The following is an 18221-nucleotide window of genomic DNA, read 5'->3' as shown; positions in this document are numbered from 1 at the left end:
TCTATAGACAAATCTGCTTCTCCGTCATCATTTTGCGGAGATTGATCAGGCCATATCTCATACGGCCTAATGCGGTGTTGATACTCACCTGGGTGAGATCAGCAATTTCTTTAAAGCTCAATTCCGCATAATGTCTTAGAATAATTACTTCCCGTTGTTCTTCGGGGAGCATATCCAGCATTTTACGAACGCGGTCATGGCTTTGACGGGTAATCATTTTTTCTTCTGCACAACTGTCGCTGAAGCCCAGCACATTAAAAATGTCCTGGTCATCACTCGTCTTGATCATTGGCGTACGTTTTACTTTACGGAAATGATCTACGCACAGGTTGTGGGCGATGCGTATGGCCCAGGGAAGGAATTTACCCTTTTCGGTATAGCGCTCTGCCCGTATGGTATCTATTATTTTAATAAAAGTGTCCTGAAAAATATCTTCTGCCAGGAAAGGGTCTTTCACCAACAATATAATGGACGTGAATAATTTGTCCTTATGCCGGTGAACTAATTCTTCCAGTGCTGAAGTGTGTCCTTTCTTAAAAAGGTTGATCAACTGCTCATCGCTCAATTTGTACATTATTTGCATAAACTTCCACAATAGACGGGTTTGTAAATTGTATATACGGACTTTAACGTCAGTAGGTTGTTTGTAGGTAAAGTTTATGCTATAATGAGCCGTTTTTTAGTTAAAGATGATATGAATGTTCCAAGGTATAGATCTGGTCCATTGCAAATATAATTGAATAGTTCAGAAAAACAAGACCTCCCAATGAAAATTGATGGAAGGTTCATAGTGCCAGGCAGGCGGTAAATGGTAGTTGGCAGCTTAGGGCTGATAACCGGTAGAGATAAGGATATAATTAGATTTAATTTTTTTTGTGCTGTCCAAGCACCTGGTCATGAAAGTATTATTGACTGATATTCCGTTCAAAAAAGGAGGGAATAAAGGTTATAAACAGTGATGGATGTACTCCCAACTTTTAGCTAAATTTGTTCCTGTAATGGGAACAAAAGTAAAAAAGCAGGAAACCGTCATTGATCAGCAGGCAGTTAGCCCCCAGGATCAGATATATATAAAAGGCGCCAGGGTACACAATCTCAAGAATGTAAGTGTAGGCATCCCGCGCAGTAAACTGGTAGTTGTTACTGGTGTGTCAGGGTCAGGGAAATCATCCCTTACCATGGATACCTTGTATGCAGAAGGGCAGCGCCGCTATGCGGAAAGTCTCAGCTCCTATGCCCGTCAGTTTCTGATGCGGATGAACAAGCCGGATGTGGATTACATCAAAGGTATTTGCCCCGCCATTGCTATTGAGCAAAAGGTAATCACCCGTACACCCCGCTCTACCGTAGGGTCTATGACAGAGATCTATGATTATCTCCGGCTGTTGTATGGCCGGATTGGCAAAACTTATTCCCCTATATCAGGTGGGCTGGTCAAAAAACAGGAGGTAAGTGATGTGGTGGATTATATCTGTGCATTGACCACCGGCGCCAAGGTACAGTTGCTCGTACCTTTCCGTAAGCATGCCAAGCGGGATGCAAAAGAAGAGCTGAACATATTATTGCAGAAAGGGTTCTCCCGGTTGTATGCCACCGGTAAAAGCGGGGGGAGCTTATTACGTATAGAGGAGCTGCTGGAAGAAAAAAAGCCGGCGCTGCCTGAAACCACTTATGTGCTGATAGACCGGTTGGTGGTGAAAGATTTTGATGAAGAAGACAAACACCGGATAGCGGATAGTGTGCAAACCGCCTTTTATGAAAGTGAGGGCGATTGTTACCTCGAAATAGACGGGAAAGAGCTGGTGCATTTTGCCAACCGGTTTGAGCTGGACGGACTTACTTTTGAAGAGCCGGTACCTAACCTGTTCTCTTTTAATAATCCTTTTGGGGCCTGTCCTACATGCGAAGGTTTTGGTCAGGTACTGGGCATTGATGCCGACCTGGTGATACCGGATAAGCGCCTCAGCGTTTTTGAAGGCGCGATTGCTGCCTGGCGGGGGGAAAAGATGGGCGAGTATAAAGAAGCATTGATAAAAGCTGCCCGTAAGTTTGGTTTCCCTGTCCATAAGCCGGTGTCTGAACTTACAGAGGAGCAGTACAAAGTGCTGTGGACGGGCAACGAGCATTTCTACGGACTGAACGAGTTCTTTAAAATGGTAGAGCAAAACCTGTATAAGGTGCAATACCGGGTATTACAGGCCCGCTATCGTGGACGTACCGTGTGTCCGGATTGCGGAGGCGGCCGCCTGCGTAAGGAAGCGCTTTACATAAAAGTAGCAGATCGTAATATTGCCCAGCTGGTAGACTTGCCGGTACAGGACCTGCAAACCTGGTTTGCCAACCTGCAGCTGAATGAATACGACCAGCAGGTAGCCAAACGTATTTTAATAGAGATCAATCATCGCCTGAAAACATTGCTGGATGTAGGGCTAGGGTACCTTACCCTCAACAGGGTGGCCAATACCCTGAGTGGTGGGGAAAGCCAGCGTATCCAGCTGACCCGTACCCTGGGCAGTAACCTGACCAACTCACTGTATATCCTGGATGAACCCAGTATAGGACTGCACGCCCGCGATACCCACCGGTTGATCCAGGTGTTAAAAGACCTGCGTAACCTGGGCAATACGGTGGTGGTGGTAGAGCATGATGAACAGATGATGCAGGAGGCCGATTTCATTATCGATATGGGACCACTGGCCAGTCACCTGGGAGGAGAGGTAACCTTTGCGGGTACTTACGACCAGATTCTGATAGACAGTAAAAGCCTGACAGGCAAATACCTGAGCGGGGCCATGTTTATTGAGCCGCCTGCCAAAACCCGCAAAAAGAAAAAGTCTATTACCCTGGAAGGTTGCCGTCAGCATAATCTGAAGAATGTAGACGTGGATTTTCCGCTTAATCTGCTCTGCGTAGTGAGCGGGGTGAGTGGTTCCGGAAAAACTACCCTGGTAAAACAAATACTTTACCCGGCGCTGATGAAGCTGAAAGGCGAGTTTGCCGACAGGGTAGGGCAGCACCGGTCTATGAAAGGAGACATGGACAGCGTTACCCAGATAGAAATGGTAGATCAGAACCCGATCGGTAAATCTTCCCGCTCCAATCCGGTCACCTACATCAAGGCATATGATGAAATCCGTGACCTGTATTCCAAACAGCCACTGAGCAAAATGCGGGGATTCCAGCCCAAGCATTTTTCCTTTAACGTGGATGGCGGCCGTTGTGACGCCTGCAAAGGAGAAGGGGAAGTGATTGTGGAAATGCAGTTCCTGGCCGATGTACACCTGGTTTGTGAAAGCTGTGGAGGCAAACGCTTTAAGGAAGAAGTGCTGGAAGTGCATTACAAGGGGAAAAGCATTTTTGATGTGCTGGAAATGAGTGTGGATGAATCCCTTGAGTTTTTTAAGGAGGAAAAAGATGTATGCAATAAAATACGCCCCCTGAGCGACGTGGGCCTGGGATATGTGAAGCTTGGACAAAGCAGTGATACCCTGAGTGGCGGGGAAGCACAACGTGTAAAACTGGCTTCCTTCCTTGGCAAAGGGAAGGCGCAGGGGCATATCCTGTTTATTTTTGATGAGCCTACCACCGGGCTGCATTTTCATGATATCAAGAAACTACTGGCTTCTTTTAATGCATTGATAGACCAGGGGCACTCTGTGATCGTCATTGAGCATAACCTGGACGTAATCCGTAGCGCCGACTGGGTCATTGACCTGGGACCAGAAGGTGGTGCCGGCGGTGGTACCCTGCTGTATGCCGGCGTTCCCGAAGGACTGAAAAATGTGAAGGAGAGCTATACGGGCAAATTTTTATAGCTTTTAGCGGAAGAAAGCTTTTAGCTGTTAGCCTTTAGCTATTAGCTTAAATGCAGCGAATCCATGCATTTTGCCCTCTTTTAAAAGCCATCTGTTACCTTACATGTAAAGTTTTCTCAAGTGAAGGCATGGGTGTAAACCTATTTTAGGACGAGTCACCTATGCTTGAAGCATAGTTAAAGCATAGTTAAAGCATGGTTAAAGCATAGTTAAAGCATAGATAGAGTATGAATAGAGCATAAAAGGCTATGAAATGGGTTTAACAAAACTATCCTGTGGGGCAAAATTACCACACAGGCAACAGATCATTAGGATATAACTATCATTGAACCATCCGCTGCATTGAGCTAAAAGCTAACTACTAAAAGCTAACAGCTTTCATCCGCTGCATTGAGCTAATAGCTAAAGGCTAATAGCTCAATGCTATAAAAAGCTAACAGCTCTTTATCTCAGCCTATCGAGGGACTTAATCAGCCTTTCATCTTTATAAATGCCTCTGGCAGCCAGGAACAGGAAAATGAGGATTAATATGGGTAGGAACGCCGCCGGAAGATAAGTAGCGGAGCTGATGGTAAATCCTTTCGTAACCAGGTCATTGGCATTGTCCTGAACTTTCAGGTATTGCAGGGCAGTAGCTGCAATGGCAAACAGGAGGTTCACTACAGTAAGGCGGAATTGCAACTTACGGTTTTTGTATAAAAAGATACAGGTAACAGCCAGTGCTACAATGATCATATATACTACAAATACGAGGTAGCTGGACTGCGCATTGAAGTAGGTAATAGTACCATTATTGAGGGTCGCTTTCCATAAATTGAAAAACCAGGTAGCAGTACCGGCAGCTGCTGCCAATAGTAAATAAAGACTTTGGATACGTTGTATCATGTTAATTCCAAATGTTTAACGCCATAAAAGTAAGCAATATTTGTGAACCCACGCTTTCGTGCTATAAGCGTTCCTTTGATAGTTCGTATATTGCATGCCCAATAACAATCTTTATATGGCAAGAAAACTGAATAAGCAGGATGCTTTGGACTATCATGAGATGGGCAGGCCGGGTAAGATAGAAGTTATACCTACCAAAAACACCAAAACACAATGGGATCTCTCACTAGCCTACTCTCCCGGAGTAGCAGAGCCCTGTAAAGAAATTTTTAATGATGTAGAAAATGTATACAGGTACACTGCCAAAGGTAATCTGGTAGGTGTAATCAGCAACGGTACTGCCGTACTGGGTTTGGGCGATATTGGCCCCGAAGCCGGTAAGCCGGTAATGGAAGGCAAGGCCGTATTATTCAAAATATTTGCAGACATCGATGTGTTTGATATAGAGCTGAACACAAAAGATGTAGACGGATTTGTGAGTGCGGTGAAAGCGCTGGAACCTACTTTCGGAGGGATCAACCTGGAAGATATTAAAAGTCCGGAGTGCTTTGAAATTGAAGAACGGCTTAAAAAGGAGCTGAAGATCCCGGTGATGCATGACGACCAGCACGGTACCGCCATTATTTCCGGAGCGGCCCTGCTGAATGCCCTGGAGCTGGTAAAAAAGAAGATAGAAAAGGTAAAGCTGGTGGTAAATGGCGCTGGTGCTGCCGCCATGGCTTGTGTAAAGCTGTATGTAGCATTGGGCGCCAAACCGGAAAACTTTATCCTGTTTGATAAAAACGGTGTGCTGAATAAGTCGCGCACAGACCTGACGGATATGCATATGCAGTTTGCTACCACATCGAAAGTAACCGATCTGGCAGCGGCTATGAAAGGTGCGGATGTGTTCCTGGGCCTGTCTGTGGGCAATGTAGTAACACCGGAAATGATCAAGAGCATGGCTAAGCAGCCGATTGTTTTTGCGATGGCCAATCCTGATCCTGAAATTGCCTACGAAACTGCCATTGCTGCCCGGCCGGATGTAATCATGGCTACAGGCCGCTCTGATTATCCTAACCAGGTAAATAACGTATTGGGATTCCCCTATATCTTCCGTGGTGCGCTGGATGTAAGAGCTACGCAGATCAATGAAGCGATGAAACTGGCTGCAGTAAGAGCCCTGGCCGACCTGGCCAAGTCGTCTGTTCCGGATATTGTGAACATGGCCTATAACGAAAGAAGCATTTATTTCAGCCCTACCTATATTATTCCCAAGCCGCTGGACCCGCGTTTGCTGAGCACGGTAGCGCCTGCGGTTGCAAAAGCAGCTATGGAAAGTGGTGTGGCACAAAAGCCTATCACCGACTGGGATGCTTATATTGAACAGTTGAATGGCCGCCTGGGACTGGATAATCACCTGTTCCGCGTGATTGGTTCCAAAGCCCGTAAAGATCCGCGTAAGGTGGTATTTGCGGAAGCTGATAACCTGAAAGTGCTGAAAGCAGCTATCGTGGTAAGGGATGAAGGGATTGCCATTCCGATATTATTGGGCAGTGAATCACGTATACGCCGCCTGGCCGCAGAAAATGCGATTGAGCTGGATGATACCGTAATCATTGATCCAAAAGCCGACAGCATGCATGAAAAGCGCCATGAGTACGGAGAGCTTTTCTTTGCGAAACGGCAGCGTAAGGGCTTTAATCTCTATGAAGCCAAAAAGGTAATGCGGGAACGTAACTACTTCGGTTGTATGATGGTAGAAACCGGAGAGGCGGATGCACTGATTTCCGGCCTTACCCGTAAATACCCGGATACAATCCGCCCGGCACTGCAGGTAATAGGCATGGAGGCAGGGGCCAAACGTGTGGCAGGGATGTATATCATCAATACCAAACGCGGACCGTTATTCCTGGCAGATACTACGGTCAACTTTAATCCTACCGCAGAAGAACTGGCCGATATTACCCTGATGGTAGCCAAAGAAGTAAAGACCTTCAATATCACCCCGCGCATAGCCATGGTATCTTACTCCAACTATGGCTCCAGCCCTACACCGGAGGCACAGCTGGTAAGCAAGGCCCGCGAAATCGTGAAACAAAAAGATCCTACCCTGGTGGTAGATGGGGAAATACAGGCAGCGATGGCCTTTAATAAAGAAATCCTGAAAGATAATTACCCTTTCAGTGAGCTGATAGAAGGAGAGGTAAATACCCTGATCTTCCCTAACTTGGCAGCGGGTAATGTGGCATATAACCTGCTGCAGGAAGTGGCAGGATTTGATTCCATCGGACCTATCCTGCTGGGGATGAAAAAACCGGTACATATCCTGCAGTTAGGCAGTACCGTTAGGCAGATTGTAAACATGGTAAACATTGCAGTAGTAGATGCACAGGTAAAATGCTGTAAGGAAATAACAACACCTAAGAAGAAAAGATAACCAGACGCTATACATTTTTAGCAGATGATGAAATAGCTGATTGAAAAAGGGGAGGCTCTGAAAGGAGGCCTCCTTTTTTGTAAGACTTTTTCGCAAATCATCCACAATACAATAAAGTGCTATAATTTTACTTTCATTATTTAACCAGCAACTTGCGTCAGTAGTCATCAGCACATGCAAAGCATTTCACGGAAAAAAATCTTCTTCCCCCTTAATCCTGCTTTCAGGAATTACCTGAAGCTGTATGAAAGGGAGGTGAGCCTGCCGGTATCTTATGAGGAACTGCGGTATTACGATCACAGTATTTCGGTGTATGATAAGGAAGGAAAAGATACGCTGTGGGAAACGGTATTTTACCCGCAAAGCATGATGAGACCTATTCACGCAGGGTTGAAACGGATTTATTCCAACCTGAAAGCCGGAGGAGACCAGGCCGCAGAAGAACACCTGCATATAGAGCGGATCGATTACTGCACCTTTGGCAATTCCCATCCTTTCCGTATCAAGATCGTCAATAACTATAATGAGGTATACGACTATTTTTATATCAAGATAGCCGATGCTTCCCGTATATACGGGCTGGAGCTGGAACATATCCTGTCGCCCTACTGGATCAATTTCCTGGTAGATGGGAATACCCTGGTAGAAGAGCATATTGCCGGTGTACCGGGCGATCAGTTTATCCTGCATTACCTGGACCGCCTTGATTTTAACCCCAAACGTATAGCCAAAGAGTTTGTAAAGTTCAATGAGCGGTGTTTTGTACGGCTACTGGGAGATATGCGCTCCTATAACTTTGTGATTGACATCACCCCGGATTTTGATGATGTGCAATTCCGCATCCGGGCCATTGATTTTGACCAGCAGTTTTATGAAGGGAAGCGCACGCTTTATATGCCCCAGTATTTTAAAGAAAACAGGGTGTTTGTGGAACTGGCTATCAAGCACCTGAATGCGGAGGTGGTAAAGCAGTACCAGCAGGAGGAGCGGGCAGTAATAGCCCGGCGTATCAAAGCCCAGCGTCACCGGATCAAGGACCTGAGAGATGTGATTATGGTAGACCGGGTATCCCTGCCCGAAAAAATCAAGCAGCTGGGCGAAGAACTGGCACAGTACTACGACGATCCGGCCTATGCCCGTTGCAAAACCATGGGCGAAATTATCGAGCGCTGCCTGAAGCAGTTATTGGTAAAAAGCAGGCGGTAGGGGTTGGCATCACAAAAAACCTTGAACTATAAACGACGTACTATCGACTATTTCCTATCTTTGGTCAGCTATGGAGTTCAAATTCTTCTATCATTTTGGAAATTTTATATTGATGCTGAAAGGCATGTTTTCCCGCCCGGAAAATATGCGGATGTACTGGAAGCAGTTTATGCAGCAATGCGTAGATATTGGCGTAGGTTCATTTGGTATAGTATTTATCATTTCCCTGTTTATGGGAGGGGTTACTACCCTGCAAACCGCTTACCAGCTGGTAAGTCCCATCATTCCTAAAAGCACGATTGCCCAGATCGTAAGGGATACCATTATCCTGGAGTTTGCTCCTACACTTACCTGTATTGTACTGGCCGGGGTAATTGGCTCCAAAATAGCTTCTGAGCTGGGAAATATGCGTATTTCCGAGCAGATAGATGCCCTGGAGATTATGGGGATCAACACCAAGGGCTACCTGGTAATGCCTAAAATACTGGCCGCGTTGCTGATGATACCAGTACTGGTAGCCATTGCCGGGTTTTTAGGGATCTGGGGAGGTAAGGAAGCAGGGGTACTGGCAGGCATTATTTCGGAAGATCAGTTCCTGCAAGGGTTGCGACAGGATTTCCGGGCCTTTAATGTGGTATTTGCCATGTGTAAATCCTATACGTTTGCGTTTATTATCTCCAGCATATCTGCCTATTACGGTTATAATGTGGAGGGGGGCGCCCTGGAAATAGGTAAAGCCAGTACCAAAGCGGTAGTGGTGAGCTGTATATTAATATTATTTGCCGATTACGCATTATCTGCAATATTGTTGTAGGATAAATTCAAAATATGATTGAACTGCAAGACATAAGAAAAAGCTTTGGGGATAAGGAGATATTGAAGGGCGTATCGGCAGTGATGGAATCCGGTAAGGTAAACCTGATCATTGGCTCCAGTGGTAGTGGAAAAACAGTGATGATGAAATGTATTGTGGGGCTGATGGATGTAAATAGTGGTAAGATCCTGTATGATCAGGAAGATTTTACCGGTATGGATATTCGGGAAAAAATGATCATCCGCCAGAAAATAGGGATGCTGTTCCAGGGATCGGCCCTGTTTGACAGTATGACGGTAGAGCAGAATGTGATGTTTCCGCTGGATATGTTCGGTACCGGCAATCTGCGCGATAAGAAAAAAAGGGTACAGGAATGTCTGGACAGGGTAAACCTGACAGATGCCGCCAGGAAATTTCCTGCTGAAATAAGTGGTGGGATGAAAAAACGGGTAGGTATTGCCCGTGCTATCGTACTCAATCCCAAATACCTGTTTTGTGATGAACCCAACTCAGGGCTGGACCCCCAGACTTCCCTGCTGATAGATAAGCTGATCAAGGAACTGACGGTGGAATACAATATTACTACTGTGATCAACACCCATGATATGAATACCGTGATGGAAAGCGGTGATCATATCATCTATATGTATCAGGGAGTAAAGCAATGGGAAGGCAGCAATAAGGAAATCGTATTTAGCAAGGATCAGAAGCTGAATGACTTTATCTTTGCATCAGAATTTCTCCGGGATGCCAAAGAAATGCGGCAGATGGAAATGTTCCAGGACAATAGCTGGAAAGATAAGCTGAAGAAGGGCGAATAACGGGCCATCAGCAGGTTGTCATATAAGAATTAACAATTAACTATCTACAAGTAACGGATTTATGCTTTATTTTTGCCCCTCCAAAAGGCAAAAGAAGTAGGAAATACATAATAAATAAACCAATAAACCAAGCGCGATGAGTGTTTTAGTTAATAAGCATAGCAAAGTGATTGTTCAGGGATTTACCGGTACAGAAGGTACATTCCATGCTACACAGATGATTGAGTATGGCACACAGGTGGTAGGCGGTGTTACCCCTGGCAAAGGCGGCAGCACGCATTTGGAGCGTCCTGTATTCAATACAGTAGACGATGCGGTAAAAGCTACCGGAGCAGATGTATCTATCATTTTTGTACCACCGGCATTTGCTGCAGATGCTATTATGGAAGCTGCTGAAGCTGGTGTTGCTTTGGTAGTTTGTATTACAGAAGGTATTCCTGTACAGGATATGGTAAAGGCGAAGAATTTCCTGATGGGAAAAACTACCCGCCTGATCGGGCCTAACTGCCCTGGTGTGATCACCGCAGAAGAAGCTAAAGTAGGTATCATGCCTGGCTTTATCTTCAAGAAAGGCCGTATCGGTATCGTATCCAAATCCGGTACTTTAACATATGAAGCTGCAGACCAGGTAGTTAAAGCTGGTTTAGGTGTTTCTACCGCTATTGGTATTGGTGGAGATCCTATCATCGGTACACCTACCAAAGAAGCCGTAGAACTGCTGATGAACGATCCGGAAACGGATGGTATCATCATGATCGGTGAAATTGGTGGTAGCATGGAAGCAGAAGCAGCAGAATGGATCAGGGAAAATGCTACCAAACCGGTAGTAGGCTTTATTGCTGGTCAGACTGCCCCTCCGGGTCGTCGTATGGGCCACGCAGGTGCCATCATTGGTGGTGCAGACGATACTGCTGCTGCTAAGATGAAAATACTGGCAGCATGTGGTGTACATGTGGTAGAAAGCCCTGCCAACATCGGAAAAACAATGGCAGAAGTATTAAGTAAAGCCGGTGCGCTTGCTTAATTACGGTCAATATTTTTATATTAAAAATCCTTCTGGCGCACAGGCTGGAAGGATTTTTGTTTTAAACAAACCAGCAGGATGGCAGGACCCCTGTATTTCCTGTTTTATGCTTAAATTTAATAACACCTCCAAAAATTAACCTAGATGTCTATAGCCTCTAACGACGACTTAACAGGAATGATGCAGGCCAGCGAAGCCGTAGGAAAAACCCTCAAAGCCATGCGGGAATATGCAAAACCCGGCATGAGTACCCTGGAACTGGACGAATTTGGTGCAGCCATACTGGATGCTTTTGGCGCCCGTCCTGCCCCAAAGATCAGTTACGGTTTTCCGGGATGTGCCTGTATCAGCGTAAATCATGCCGTAGCGCATGGTATCCCCGCTGCCCATATCATTTTGCAGGAAGGTGACCTGGTCAATATTGATGTTTCTGCTGAACTGAATGGCTTTTTTGCCGACAATGGCGGATCATTTGTACTGGGACAGGATTTTCAACACCTGAACCCTTTGGTAGAAAGCTCCAAAAATGCCTTGCGTAAAGCGCTGCAACAAATACGGCATGGGGTAAAGATTGCAGAAGTAGGCCGTACCATTGCCAAATCCGCCCAGAAAGATGGCTTTACCGTAATAAAAAACCTGCTGGGGCATGGCATAGGCAGAAGCCTGCACGAACCGCCGCATGGGATTCCCTGTTTTTATGACCGGTTTAACCGGGGCAAGTTCCAGAAAAATGCCGTAGTGGCCGTGGAAACATTTATCTCCACCAGGGCTAACTATGCGATTGATACCGGTGATGGCTGGACACTCTCTACTGCAGATGGCAGCTTTGTAGCACAACATGAACATACCATTGTAGTAACTGATAAGGAACCGATCATATTAACCGCATCCAATGGGATATGGGACTAGTATAATTATTATTACCGCTACCCCGCCTGCAGTATTTTTTTCCCCGCTTTATGGAAACCGGCGGGTTGCCCGCATCATGTTGCTAATGCAACTAACTTTTATATAAAATCAGTTTACCCATGCGCTATTTTATAAGCATACTCACCCTTATTTTAATCATCAGCACAACATCTGTTATGGCTCAAAGCAAGTATGACGCACAATGGAAGAAAGTGGCTGCCCTGGAGGAGGAAGGCTTGCCCAAGTCGGCCCTGGAGATCGTAAATAGTATTTACACCAGCGCAGTAAAAGATAAACAGGCTGCCCAACAGCTCAAAGCACTGATTTATCAGCTAAAATACCGGGATGTTACTGAAGATAGCGCCACCCTGCAAAACCTGCAGGAGATGGATAAACAGATAAACATGGCAAGTGGCCCCTCTAAAGCCATTCTGCAAAGTATGAAGGCAGAGCTGATGCAACGTTATCTGAATGGCAACCGGTATAAATTGTATAACCGTACAGCAGTAGCAGATGATGCTGGTACAGATATTACCACCTGGAGCCTGCCTCGTTTGCAACAAGAGATCAGCACGGCATATGAAGCGTCGTTATCCAATGTAAGTGAATTGCAAAATACGGCCATCAGTAAGTATGATGCCATCATACAGGAAGGTGCCAACTCCCGGCAGTTAAGACCCACCTTGTATGATCTGCTGGCTCACCGGGCATTAGACTGGTACAAATCCGGTGAAAGCAATATTAATAACCCGGCCAATCAGTTTGAACTGGCGGATGCCACCGCGTTTGCACCGGCAACAGTTTTTGCGAAACATACTTTTACTACCACAGACTCCACCTCCCTGCAATACAAAGCGCTCCTCCTGCTCCAGGAATTACTGCGCTTTCATGAAAAGAATAAAGCCGCACTGCTCGATGTGGACATGGAGAGAGTGGGCTACATGAACCAGGTAGGCATCATGCCCGATAAAGAAGAGCTGTATATAAAGGCATTGGAACAGCAGCAGCAAACCTATGAGGGAGAAGCGGGAGTAGCCGGTGTGATGTACCTCCTGGCACAAAGCTACTGGCAGCAAGGTGTACAACAACAAGAAAACGGTACCGCCAATACTAAAAGTGAAAACTGGGTAGCCAGGGCAAAAGCACTGTGCGAACAGGCCATCAGGAAGGCGCCTACATCGCGGGGTGCAGTACAATGCGAAGAATTGCTGACCAATATCCAGTATAAACAGCTGGCACTGAAAACAGAACAGGTAAACCTGCCAGGGACGCCTTTCCGTACACTCGTTACCTACAAGAACATTAATAAACTGTATCTACGCGTAATACAGATCGATGAAGCATTCCGCAGTGCATTGCGTACGGCTAAAAATGATTATCGGGACAACCGGAGCAGTTACTGGAAACTATTGCGTGACCGTACACCACAAAAGTCCTGGGAGCAAACGCTTACTGATCCCAAAGACTATATGAGCCACCGGGCAGAGATTAAAATAGATGCGTTGCCGTTAGGGCAGTATGTTATCCTGGCCAGTGTATCACCCAATTTTGCTTTAGAAAACAATCCGCTGGCAGCACAGTTTGTACATGTGTCTGCCATCAGCTACATTAATAAAGGGAACGATTATTATGCGCTGGACCGGCAAACGGGTAAGCCATTAGCAGGTGTTACCTTAAAGGTATGGACCAGTGATGATGATTATGGCAAGCGTACGCTGCTGCAAACGGTGGTGACCAACAAACAAGGCGGCGTAAGTTTATTGCCGGTGAAACGTAGTGTGAATGCCCGGCTGGAATGGATCAACAAGGAAGACGTGCTGTACCTGGATAACTACAATTACCTGTATGTAAACCAGGAGCAGCCCGAACCAAAGGCTAAACCACGTACCTTCCTGTTTACAGACCGCGCTATTTACCGCCCTGGACAAACCCTCTACTTTAAAGGTATTGTAATTGAAAAATCAGGTAATAATCATGCGCAACAGGTAAGGGCTGATTATAAAACTACCTTGTTCTTATACGACAATAACGGTACCGTAGTGGACTCTATGAAAGTACAAACCAATGAATATGGTGCTTATTCAGGCAAGTTTGTATTACCACAGGGCCGTATGAACGGCATGTTCCGACTGGAAGATGCCGCAGAAAGCGGGCAAGGATATTTCTCTGTAGAAGAATACAAACGTCCGAAATTCTATGTGGAGTTTGAACCCGTAAAAGGCACTTACCGGGTAGGCGACAGCATCACTGTAACTGGTAAAGCACTGGCCTATGCCGGTAGTAATATAGATGGCGCTAAAGTAAAATACCGCGTACAGCGCCAGGCCCGTTTCCCTTATTTCTGGTTGTTCCGTGGTAAAGGAATGCCTTATTTTTCTGCACGTGAAATAACACAGGGAGAAATCAAAACAGATGCGAATGGTGCTTTCACTGTTACCTTTCCTGCATTGCCGGATAATAAGATAAGTGCTGATATGAAGCCGGTATTTACCTATACCGTATATGCAGATGTAACAGATCTGAACGGCGAAAATCAGAGTGGCACACAAAATGTATCTGCCGGCTATCAGGCCCTGCAGCTTACCATTAATCTCCCGGAAAGAGTGCAGGCCAAAGAACTGGATTCCCTGCACATTATTACACAAAATCTGAATGGTGTATTTGAACCTGCTACTGTAAGTATGCAGGTGAAACCATTGCAGGCTCCGTATCGTTTGATCCGCGCCCGTTATTGGGAAGAACCGGATCAGTTTGTTATGTCGCAGGAGGAATACGTAAAAGCATTCCCACTGGATGTTTATAAAAATGAAAGCGATCCGGAACACTGGCAGCGTAAAGCAGCTGTATGGCAGCAAAGTGCCACTACTACTGAAAGTGGTAATGTGGCTGCTGGTAAACAAAAACTGACACCGGGAATGTATGAACTGGAAGTAACTACCAAAGATAAATTTGGGGAAACGGTACAGCAGAAGAAGGTGTTTGAGCTGGTAGATGCCAATGCCGGTAAATTATCTTACCCTGCTTATCTATGGCAGTATGATGAACCCAAAGCATATGCGCCAGGCGATAAGATCAACATGATGCTGGGTACTACTGCCAGGGAGCTGCATGTGATACAAACCATCCAGCAGCAGGATAAAAAAGAAACCGTGTCTTTCCTGGATTTATCTGCTGCGGTAAAGGATATACCTTATAAGGTCAGCGAAACAGACCGCGGCGGATTGTCTGTAAACTTTGTTTTTGTGAAAGACAACCGCGTGTATGCCACACAACAGCAAATAAATGTGCCTTGGGATAACAAAACCCTGGATATTAAAATTGCTGCGCACCGGGATAAACTATTGCCCGGAGAAAAAGAGAAATGGTCTTTGCAGATCAAAGGATATAAAGGCACTAAAGTAGCTGCCGAAATGCTGGGAGGAATGTATGATGCTTCCCTGGATGCTTTCCGTTCTCATTCCTGGAATTTGCAGGGATTATATCCTTCTTTTTATGGCAATGGTAACTGGGAGGGGCATAACAATTTTTACGCAGCAGATGCAGAGATAAGATATAATGGAAAGGCCAGCAGCAGAACTGCTACCCCTTTTTCTTATGATGCGCTGAACTGGTTTGGCTGGACAGGCAACGGTCCGGTAAGGATTATGCTGAGAGGGAACAGAGCGCCTGCCGGTACAGACAAAAACAGGATGAAAGAAGTAGAGGTAGTGGGTTATGCGGTGCAGAAAAAGTCAAATATTACCGGATCTGTAACTACTATAGCTGATGAAGCATTGGTAGCCGCCCCTGCCCCACAGGCAGCTACAGCCGAAGCTAAAGATGCTGGTTCGGCAGGCGGAGCAGCACCAGCTATGGAAAACATTGCACCACGTAAAAACTTCCAGGAAACGGCATTCTTTTTCCCGGACCTGCGTACCGATAAAGACGGGAATATCTCTTTTGAGTTTACCGTACCGGAAGCACTTACCCGTTGGAAATTCCTGAGCCTGGCGCATACTAAAGATATGTCTGTAGGAAGTACGGAAACAAGTATTGTAACGCAAAAGCCATTGATGGTGCTGCCTAATGCTCCCCGCTTTTTGCGGGAAGGTGATAACATGGAGTTCAGTGCCAAGATCACCAACCTGGCAGACAGTACATTGATCGGACAGGCGCGCCTGGAGTTATTGGATGCAGCTACTATGCAGCCGGTAGATGGCTGGTTCCGCAATATGTTCCCGGTACAGCATTTTACCGCACAGAAAGGACAGAGCACTTCCGTGAGTTTCCCTTTGCAGATACCTAATGATTTCCAGAGTGCATTGTTGTACCGTATTGTGGCACAGGCGGGTAACTTCAGCGATGGAGAAGAAAATGCATTGCCGGTGCTCACCAATTCCATGATGGTGACAGAAACAATGCCACTGGCTGTACGGGGTGACGGTACACATACTTTTAAAATGGAGAAACTGTTGCACAGTGATACCTCCCAAACATTAAGGCAGCATGGGGTAACCGTAGAGTTTACCAGCAAACCCGTATGGTATGCCGTACAGGCATTACCTTACCTGATGGAGTATCCTTACCAGTGTGCCGAACAGGTATTTAACCGCTTTTATGCCAATACACTGGCTGCACATATCGTAGCCGTTACACCAGGCATTAAAGCGGTATTTGAGAAATGGAAAACAACAGATACTGCTGCACTGATCAGCAACCTGGCAAAGAATGAAGAATTGAAGTCCGTGTTACTGCAGGAAACCCCCTGGGTGATGGCCGCCAAAAAAGAGTCGGAGCAAAAGCAAAGGTTATCGTTATTATTTAACCTGCAACGTATGCAAAGTGAAGGCAAAGCAGCTATGCAGCAGTTGAAGGATAAACAATTACCTTCCGGCGCTTTCCCCTGGTTTACAGGCATGTGGGAAGACCGCTATATTACGCAGTATATCGTGGCAGGTGTAGGCCGTCTGCTGCAGCTGAACGCTACAGATGAGGTGGATATGGAGATGGTGGATAAAGCAATGGCTTACCTGGATACACAACTGGATAAAGATTATTATAATCTGCTGCACAGGGATAAAGTAGATATGAAAGCACAACAGATCAGCCAGATACAGATTCATTACCTGTATATGCGCAGTTTGTTTAAAAACAGGAGTATCCCGCAAAAGATAAAACCCGCCTACGACTATTTCATGTCGCAGGCTGCGAGATACTGGGTAACGCAGGATAAATATGCGCAGGGGATGATTGCACTTGCATTGTACCGTGCAGGCGACAAGATCACATCGGCTGGCATATTAAAGTCGCTCAAAGAAAATGCGATCCAATCACCGGAAATGGGGATGTATTGGAAAAGTAATACTGCCGGTTACTTCTGGTATCAGGCGCCTATAGAAATACAATCGCTGATGGTTGAAGTGTTTAACACACTCTCTGATGATAAGGATGCTGTGAGTGATCTGAAAACCTGGCTGCTGAAAAATAAACAAACCAATAGCTGGCATACTACCAAGGCCACTGCAGATGCCTGTTATGCGATGCTGTTAGGTAGCCAGCAATGGCTAGCCGCGGAGCCGGAAGTGAGTATTACATTAGGCAGTGAAACCATTAGCAGCACTACTGAAAAAGCCGAAGCCGGAACAGGGTATTTCAAGAAAAGTTTTGATGCAAAGGCTGTGAAGCCAGCAATGGGAGATATAAAAGTGAGCATGAAAAAGAGTGAGGGACAGCCGGCATGGGGCGCAGTATACTGGCAATATTTTGAGCAGCTGGATAAAATCACCGCTGCCAAAACACCATTGGTGCTGGAGAAACAATTATTCATAGAAAGGAATACAGAGAAGGGGCCGGTACTGACAAAAATTACAGATGGTAATCAGCTGAGAGTAGGAGATAAGGTGAAAGTACAGATCGTATTAAGATCAGACAGGCCGATGGAATATGTACATCTGAAGGATATGCGGGCGGCCTGCTTTGAGCCTACCAATGTAATCAGCGCCAGCAAGTGGCAGAATGGATTAAGTTATTATGAAAGCACAAAAGATGCTTCTACTAATTTCTTCTTCAGTTATCTGCCTAAAGGTACTTACGTATTTGAATATACGTTGTTCGTAACCCATCTGGGTAATTTCTCTAATGGCATCAGCACGGTACAATGTATGTATGCACCGGAATTCAGTGCCCATAGCGAAGGCATCCGGGTGAAGGTGACAGAATAAGTTATTTGCTGTCAGTAACATCAGCCACCGGCCTCAATGCATCACTTGCTTTGGGGCCGGTTTTTTATAAGGTAGTTTGCATACCGTAAGAATTCCTGTTTATTTGTAAAGCAAAACGTAAGGAGGTA

The 18221-nt window shown here is 45.8% G+C and carries 10 protein-coding genes; 8 read left to right on the top strand and 2 right to left on the bottom strand.

Annotated features, from left to right (window positions below; translation table 11 throughout):
* Nucleotide 1: 1 nt before the first annotated feature.
* On the bottom strand, nucleotides 2-574 hold the full coding sequence (locus tag ABR189_RS14510; protein ID WP_435575340.1) for an RNA polymerase sigma factor: 573 nt from the start codon (nucleotides 572-574) through the stop codon (nucleotides 2-4).
* Between the two features lie 424 nt (nucleotides 575-998).
* On the opposite strand from ABR189_RS14510, the gene uvrA reads away from it, so the two are divergent.
* Complete coding sequence (uvrA, locus tag ABR189_RS14505) at nucleotides 999-3815, top strand: excinuclease ABC subunit UvrA (protein WP_354661236.1); 2817 nt, start codon at nucleotides 999-1001, stop codon at nucleotides 3813-3815.
* Between the two features lie 444 nt (nucleotides 3816-4259).
* On the opposite strand, the gene ABR189_RS14500 is transcribed toward uvrA, so the two are convergent.
* Entirely contained in the window at nucleotides 4260-4700 is a 441-nt protein-coding gene (locus ABR189_RS14500) for a DUF4293 domain-containing protein (RefSeq protein ID WP_354661235.1), read from the bottom strand.
* A gap of 115 nt (nucleotides 4701-4815) precedes the next feature.
* Between ABR189_RS14500 and ABR189_RS14495 the strand changes: the two genes are divergently transcribed.
* The 7 genes from ABR189_RS14495 (at nucleotide 4816) to ABR189_RS14465 (ending at nucleotide 18093) form a co-directional block, all read left to right on the top strand.
* Nucleotides 4816-7119: an NADP-dependent malic enzyme gene (locus tag ABR189_RS14495; protein ID WP_354661234.1), complete on the top strand. Its 2304-nt coding sequence runs from the start codon at nucleotides 4816-4818 to the stop codon at nucleotides 7117-7119.
* A 174-nt stretch (nucleotides 7120-7293) separates the two neighbouring features.
* On the top strand, nucleotides 7294-8325 hold the full coding sequence (locus ABR189_RS14490) for a hypothetical protein (RefSeq protein WP_354661233.1): 1032 nt from the start codon (nucleotides 7294-7296) through the stop codon (nucleotides 8323-8325).
* 70 nt (nucleotides 8326-8395) lie between these two features.
* Nucleotides 8396-9139, top strand: a complete 744-nt coding sequence (locus tag ABR189_RS14485; RefSeq protein WP_354661232.1) for an MlaE family ABC transporter permease — start codon at nucleotides 8396-8398, stop codon at nucleotides 9137-9139.
* Nucleotides 9140-9153: 14 nt separating this feature from the next.
* On the top strand, nucleotides 9154-9960 hold the full coding sequence (locus ABR189_RS14480; RefSeq protein ID WP_354661231.1) for an ABC transporter ATP-binding protein: 807 nt from the start codon (nucleotides 9154-9156) through the stop codon (nucleotides 9958-9960).
* A gap of 136 nt (nucleotides 9961-10096) precedes the next feature.
* Nucleotides 10097-10984, top strand: coding sequence for a succinate--CoA ligase subunit alpha (sucD, locus tag ABR189_RS14475; protein WP_354661230.1), 888 nt, complete (start codon nucleotides 10097-10099; stop codon nucleotides 10982-10984).
* Nucleotides 10985-11128: 144 nt separating this feature from the next.
* Complete coding sequence (map, locus tag ABR189_RS14470; RefSeq protein WP_354661229.1) at nucleotides 11129-11893, top strand: type I methionyl aminopeptidase; 765 nt, start codon at nucleotides 11129-11131, stop codon at nucleotides 11891-11893.
* A 119-nt stretch (nucleotides 11894-12012) separates the two neighbouring features.
* Nucleotides 12013-18093 carry an alpha-2-macroglobulin family protein gene (locus ABR189_RS14465; protein WP_354661228.1) on the top strand — a complete coding sequence of 2027 codons (6081 nt, stop codon included), beginning with the start codon at nucleotides 12013-12015 and terminating at the stop codon, nucleotides 18091-18093.
* Nucleotides 18094-18221: the final 128 nt, after the last annotated feature.

This window comes from Chitinophaga sp. H8, from assembly GCF_040567655.1.
In the GTDB taxonomy this organism is placed as follows: Bacteria; Bacteroidota; Bacteroidia; order Chitinophagales; family Chitinophagaceae; genus Chitinophaga; species Chitinophaga defluvii.
The sequence above is the reverse complement of the archived record's forward strand: the minus strand, read 5'-3'. Positions and strand labels throughout refer to the sequence as shown.